Genomic DNA, 5427 nt, shown 5'->3' with positions numbered 1-5427 from the left:
GTGGCCATCACCAGTCTCCAAGAGCACCAACCGGCGCTCCCACCCGAAGGTAAACCACTGACAAGTTGCCCGATGTCCACGTGTAGACACGCGAGGCCGTGATGGAGCTCGACCGAGGAACACTGGCGAGGATCGATCGGAAGCTGCTCGCCGGGCTCGGCCAGGATGAGCGCTTCCAGATGGTCAGGGTTCCGGTGACGGCGGCGAAGTGGGCGACGTGGAAGCGGTATTGCGAAGCAGCGGGGATCTCTATGGGCCGGGCGATCTTGGCGCTCATCGACCGCGAGCTGGTGAGCGTATTCGGCCAGTCCACCGGGGAAGACGTGCCACTCCTCGCGGGTCGAGCGGAAGGACAGTTGGCAGCACGGGAGGCGCAGGTCCACGCCCGTGAACGCGAGATCAAGGTTTCGGAAGGGCGTCTTCGCAGGCAGGACGAGCGGCTGCGCCACTGGGAGGAAGAACTAGAAGCTCGAGAGCAACGGACTGAGTTGACAACGAGGTTGTCGGCTCGACCTGCCGCGAAGGATCCAAAGGTCGGCCGCAACGAACGATGTCCATGCGGGTCGGGGCTGAAGCACAAGCACTGCCATGGAATAGGTAGCAGGTGAGCGACATCTCTGAATGGTGAGCTCGGGACCGGTCTCACTCTCACGATTCTGTCGGACCGCCGAGGTACGGTGGTTGTGCGGATTACAATCGTGTAACTTAACCCTTCGAGAGTGGTCCGGGCATCCGATCGACTCGTAGCGAGGTGGACCCGTGAGCTTGGCGGCAACGAATATCGACAAACGCACCGAAGCTTCAATCGTGCTCGGCCACAGGGTCGAGCGAAGCGAACACCGCTCGTTGGCGCCGCCTACCTTGCTCCAGCAGATAGTTGAGGAGCCACAGAAGGCCATTCCTGCGATCGCCAAGGATCCCGCTGCATGCGCCCAGATCGAGCATGTAGTCAGTGGTCTCGAGACCAAACACTTGCTCTACCACGCGGACAGCCGGCAAGTTGAGATTGAGGACGAGAGCGTGGACCTGGTGCTGACCTCTCCTCCGTACTGGACACTCAAGAAGTACAACGACCACGACGACCAGCTCGGCGACGTGGCCGACTACGAGCAGTTCCTCGACGAGCTCGACCATGTGTGGCGGCGCGCATATCGAGCGCTGGTACCGGGTGGACGGCTCATAGTTGTGGTCGGTGACGTGAACGTGTCACGGCGCGCCTACGGTCGGCATCTGGTGTTTCCTCTCCACGCAAGCATTCAGGAGCGGTGCCGTCACGTTGGCTTCGACAACCTGGCGCCGATCATCTGGTACAAGATCGCCAACGCCCAATATGAGATGGGACCGGGCGGTTTCTTCGGCAAGCCGTTCGAGCCGAACGGCGTCGTCAAGAATGACGTCGAGTACATCTTGTTCCAGCGGAAGCCAGGTGGATACCGCAAACCCGACCTCGCAACCCGGCTGCTGTCGGTCATCCCTGCAACCGATCACGCGAACTGGTTCCAGCAGGTGTGGACGCTCGGAGGAGCGTCCACGGCGAGCCACCCGGCACCGTTCCCATTATCACTTGCCCACCGCTTGATCCGGATGTTCTCGTTTGTCGGCGACACTGTGCTCGACCCATTCGTCGGTACCGGAACTACCGCCGCCGCAGCCGCTGCGTGCGGCCGCAACAGCATCGGCATCGAAGTGGATCCGGAGTACTTCGCCATGTCCGTCAATCGGGTCGAGGCCACCCTGGGTACAAAAGCGCAGACCGCTCTTGACCTGATCGGATGAGACGATGACTAGAGCGCCCGAACCGACAGGCCTCGATCTCGTGGATGGTCTAGTCGGGCGAGAGCGCCCCACTATCGAGGACTACTGCAGGGCATCCGCCGAATACATCCGCAACGCGACCGAGCTCGGCGGAGACAAGGGGAAGGCCGCGCAAATCAGGCTGTCAAACGCCCTGGCTGAGGTCACTCTTGGTGATCTCCGAGATCACGGCTTGGGCCTCGACCGAGCAGTAGCAGGCGAGAGGGAGGTTGGCGGTGGCTTGCGGAGCGTTAAGGCCGATGTGTCCGAGATCTCCGAGATCCACGGATTGACGCTTGCTGTCGAGATCAAGCCGGTTCACCTGGCGGTCGGCCGTGCGATATGGAATCGATTCGGCGACGTCAGGACGTTCGCCGTCAACATCCACCTGAAGTTCCCGTTCGCAGTGGTCGGTGGAATCCTGACTCTTCCCACGACCGAGCGCGTGAAATCGGGTTCAGACACCGATTGGAAGTCAACGAGCCACCTTGTTTCCCGCGCGGTTGCCCGCTTCATGAGAGCCGGCGGTCGGGAGACCGAGGGAGATGCGCCGCACCTCCTCGAGGGGATCGCAGTCGTTGCCTTCGACCGCGAGACTGGCGCCATCGAGCCGGACCTGCCACCGGTGGCGAGCGGCCTCCGTTGGGAGGAGTTCATTGAGAGCATTGCCGTGGCGTATGACGCCCGGTTTGGTGAGGTTTGAATAGGGCCAGGGCGACCGCGCGGGTGGCGGATTGGTGCGATGGGCCGCCTCGCCGCACGGGATCGGTTCGAGGACCGGACACGACGATCTTCCCAGACGCCGTCAGTAGATGGCGTTGCGGTGCACATACAGCTGACTGCCTCTGAGTTGCCAGTCGGTCGCCCTGATGCCCGGACCCGAGTTCTTTTGGGCGGTCCCATTCCGGGCGCTCTGAGACAAGGGCGAGGGTGTATTCGGATATCGAGCGGTGCTCTCCGCAAAGCTGACCTTGCGGCACCGACCCCATCACCGACGGGCCGGGCGGCGCGGCACTCGAACGTGCAGAATGGACCCGAATCATCCTGACGCCGGTCCTGGTGTTCCCAAGCCGACGGCCGAAGGTTCGCCCGCCCACGCGAAGTCGACAAGACCGTCCGAAGGGTTGGCAGGCCTGCTCGGTGTCACGCCTACCAAACATGTGTTCGACGTGGCATAATGCCGCATGGCTCAGAGACGTCGAATTGGCACCATCAGAATCAAGCAGACGCGGCGGATCACTATTACGAGGACTGTCAAGCACCAAGTCGTTTCGCACCCGTCCGTCGTCCAAACGAGTTCCTTGAGTCCACCTGGTGCGCAGCGACCGATACCTAGGCGAACAAGCCGACTGACGTATACACAGCCTGAAAGCAGTTTCCTCGACCATGTGCGCGATGTCGTCAACGCCGACGTTGAGCGCGAGCGAGACGTTTTCTTGTGCCATGCGTGGGCTGATCGGACCGGGGCCGCAACGGATCTGTTTGAAGCGCTGAGCAGTCTCAGTGTGGATGTCTGGTTCAGCGAGCGGGAGGTCGTACTCGGTAGGAGCCTTGCCCGCCAGCTTGACGCCGGCCTTCGGGTCAGTCGCGTCGGGATCGTGCTCGTGACGCCAAACATGCTGGTCGCACTCCGAAACGGTGGCTTCGCCGACAAGGAGTTGGGCGCCTTGCTAGCGACCGACCGCGTGATTCCCGTGAGCGACGACGTGACGTATGACGAACTCCGTGCGGAGAGTCCTCTTCTCGCATCGCGTGCCGGCCTTTCAACCTCGGACTCCTCACTAGGTGAGGTGGCGGCCAAGATTGCGGAGTCTGTGCTCGGCGTTGATCTCGACTAGCACCCGGCGATTGGTGGAACAGACCGCTGTCACTACGCACGAGGTTATGGGACGGCGGCGTACTTCACGGTGTCCGGGACGGCCGTGAGCCAGTGGGCCCAGGGGCCACTGTCGAGCACCCTGGACGCTCACGTGTCGGGTGACTGACGCGTCGTTGAACCAGTACCGACGAATCGTCAGCCGAGCGATGACGATCGGGTGGCGACGGTACCTCTACACAGGTGGGATCGGCTTCGGCTGCCACCCGATGACGTGCTCGAATCCGTCGGCTGTGGTGCATTCGTCGACCACCTTCGCGACGAAAGCCTTGTTGTACTCGTACTGTTCGAACGACCGATTCCATCTGCAGTACTTCAGATCCGTCTTATGCCGGGCCTCACCGGCGGCCGAAGAAGGTGGTCGCACCTTGTAGTGCTTCCACGCCTTTGGGAATTCGGCCGACGGCTTGAATCGGTAGCCGATCTGGGCTTGGATCTCCGCGGCTGCTTGCGAAGGGCGCATCCACCCTGGGTCGGGTAACAGCTTGTCCCGTATGATGACCCGTCCGGTCCGCTCCAACGCCTCGTAGGCCTGAACCTCCTCGAGGGTCAGGTCGTCGAGACGCACGAACTCAACTGCTAGATCTGCTTCGCTGGTCGGCGATCGCTTCTGGGTGATCTCGATGCGGAATTCAAACGCCTTGCTAGTCCTAACGGACTCGTCGAGCCCAGCGCGGTAGTCGATGATCCAATCGCGGAGCCGCTCCGGAAGTTGGGCCTGCGCAGCCACCATCGCTGCGGCACCCTCCCGGGTGAACGCCGACAACGACACTGGGAGGTGGACGCGGTCGGCCATCGAGTAGTTCGGGCCGAACTCGTCCACGAGTTCGTTCTCCAAGTTGAGGGTGAGCGCTTGTGTGAACCCGTAGCTCACCACTTGGAGGCCGCGCTCGTATCGATGTTCGACCTTGTTCCTCAACGACGCAGTCAGCTCGAGGTTCGCTCGAACAGGGTCAGCAGTGTTCGGCCAGCGCTCCTTCACCGACTTTGTCAAGTCCCACGCCTTACGCTCTCCATCGACCAGCTCGTACCGTCCGTTGGGGCGGCGGTAATGGAAGTTCACGCCGTTCTTGGTGAATCCGGCGTGCAGTACGTACAGCCACGCTATGTGCATGTGGACGAGGAAACCCTCAAGCGGCCGCGGCGACAGCGGACTGTTGTGAATCTCGACCGCCTGCAACGCCTCTTCGCGTCCTGCCATCGCCATGTGATGCCAGCGTGGTCGCCGTGCCATCCCATGAGGGTACATGCAGCAGGCCACTGCCATGCACGGCCGCAAGAAACGCCAGGCTCAATCGTCCTGGGCCGCAGGTCCGGCTGGGCGGATACTGCGCCCGGCGCGTCGCGCCGAGCATTGGTGCCAACATCGGCAGCAATGCCCAGGACCACCCCAATGCGCTCGATAGGGACTCGCCGCGACCGCGGTCGACGTGCGGGCGAGGAACGGACATGGACTTGATAGACACCGACCACCCGGCGTCAACGCCCACTCAGTGTGGCGGATTGGTCGTCGGTTGCTGGTGACCGCCAGGGGGCAGATTTCGATCGTTACCCCAGGACGCGCATGGGACGCGTCTTGCTGAGAAACGATGCAAATCCCTGAGCTTCGATGAGTGATGAAACCCCAGGTCAGAGGCCATTTCTGGGCGTTCTCGCAGGTCACCGAAATGCCCTGGAAGACCTTCACACGGCAGAGGTCACTGGTTCGATCCCAGTAGCGCCCACCTCAGAATCCCCTGTAAACACAGGGGATTCTG

General features: G+C 62.0%; 5 protein-coding genes and 1 tRNA gene. 5 read left to right on the top strand and 1 reads right to left on the bottom strand.

The window, feature by feature from the left end:
* The first annotated feature begins 101 nt into the window (after nucleotides 1-101).
* From P1T08_18110 to P1T08_18095, 4 genes are all read left to right on the top strand, one after another.
* On the top strand, nucleotides 102-608 hold the full coding sequence (locus tag P1T08_18110; protein MDF1597992.1) for an SEC-C metal-binding domain-containing protein: 507 nt from the start codon (nucleotides 102-104) through the stop codon (nucleotides 606-608).
* Between the two features lie 238 nt (nucleotides 609-846).
* Nucleotides 847-1776: a site-specific DNA-methyltransferase gene (locus tag P1T08_18105; GenBank protein ID MDF1597991.1), complete on the top strand. Its 930-nt coding sequence runs from the start codon at nucleotides 847-849 to the stop codon at nucleotides 1774-1776.
* Nucleotides 1777-1780: 4 nt separating this feature from the next.
* Nucleotides 1781-2497 carry a hypothetical protein gene (locus P1T08_18100; protein MDF1597990.1) on the top strand — a complete coding sequence of 239 codons (717 nt, stop codon included), beginning with the start codon at nucleotides 1781-1783 and terminating at the stop codon, nucleotides 2495-2497.
* A gap of 685 nt (nucleotides 2498-3182) precedes the next feature.
* Nucleotides 3183-3632: a toll/interleukin-1 receptor domain-containing protein gene (locus tag P1T08_18095; protein ID MDF1597989.1), complete on the top strand. Its 450-nt coding sequence runs from the start codon at nucleotides 3183-3185 to the stop codon at nucleotides 3630-3632.
* A 213-nt stretch (nucleotides 3633-3845) separates the two neighbouring features.
* Here the strand turns inward: P1T08_18095 and P1T08_18090 are convergent, their stop codons facing one another.
* Nucleotides 3846-4904 (bottom strand): DUF3644 domain-containing protein, encoded by a 1059-nt coding sequence (locus P1T08_18090; GenBank protein MDF1597988.1) that lies wholly within the window; start codon nucleotides 4902-4904, stop codon nucleotides 3846-3848.
* A 410-nt stretch (nucleotides 4905-5314) separates the two neighbouring features.
* Between P1T08_18090 and P1T08_18085 the strand changes: the two genes are divergently transcribed.
* Nucleotides 5315-5394, top strand: a tRNA-OTHER gene (locus P1T08_18085).
* Nucleotides 5395-5427 lie beyond the last annotated feature (33 nt).

This window comes from Acidimicrobiia bacterium, assembly GCA_029210695.1.
GTDB lineage: Bacteria > Actinomycetota > Acidimicrobiia > Spongiisociales > JAHEDJ01 > JAHEDJ01.
Note: the sequence above shows the minus strand (reverse complement) of the source record. Positions and strands in the feature narration are given on the sequence as shown.

Excerpts from the sequence above, each read along its gene's own strand:
- P1T08_18110 (MDF1597992.1), top strand. The coding sequence starts at position 102 with ATGGAGCTCGACCGAGGAACACTGGCGAGGATCGATCGGAAGCTGCTC.
- P1T08_18100 (MDF1597990.1), top strand. The coding sequence starts at position 1,781 with ATGACTAGAGCGCCCGAACCGACAGGCCTCGATCTCGTGGATGGTCTA.
- P1T08_18090 (MDF1597988.1), bottom strand. The coding sequence starts at position 4,904 with ATGGCACGGCGACCACGCTGGCATCACATGGCGATGGCAGGACGCGAA.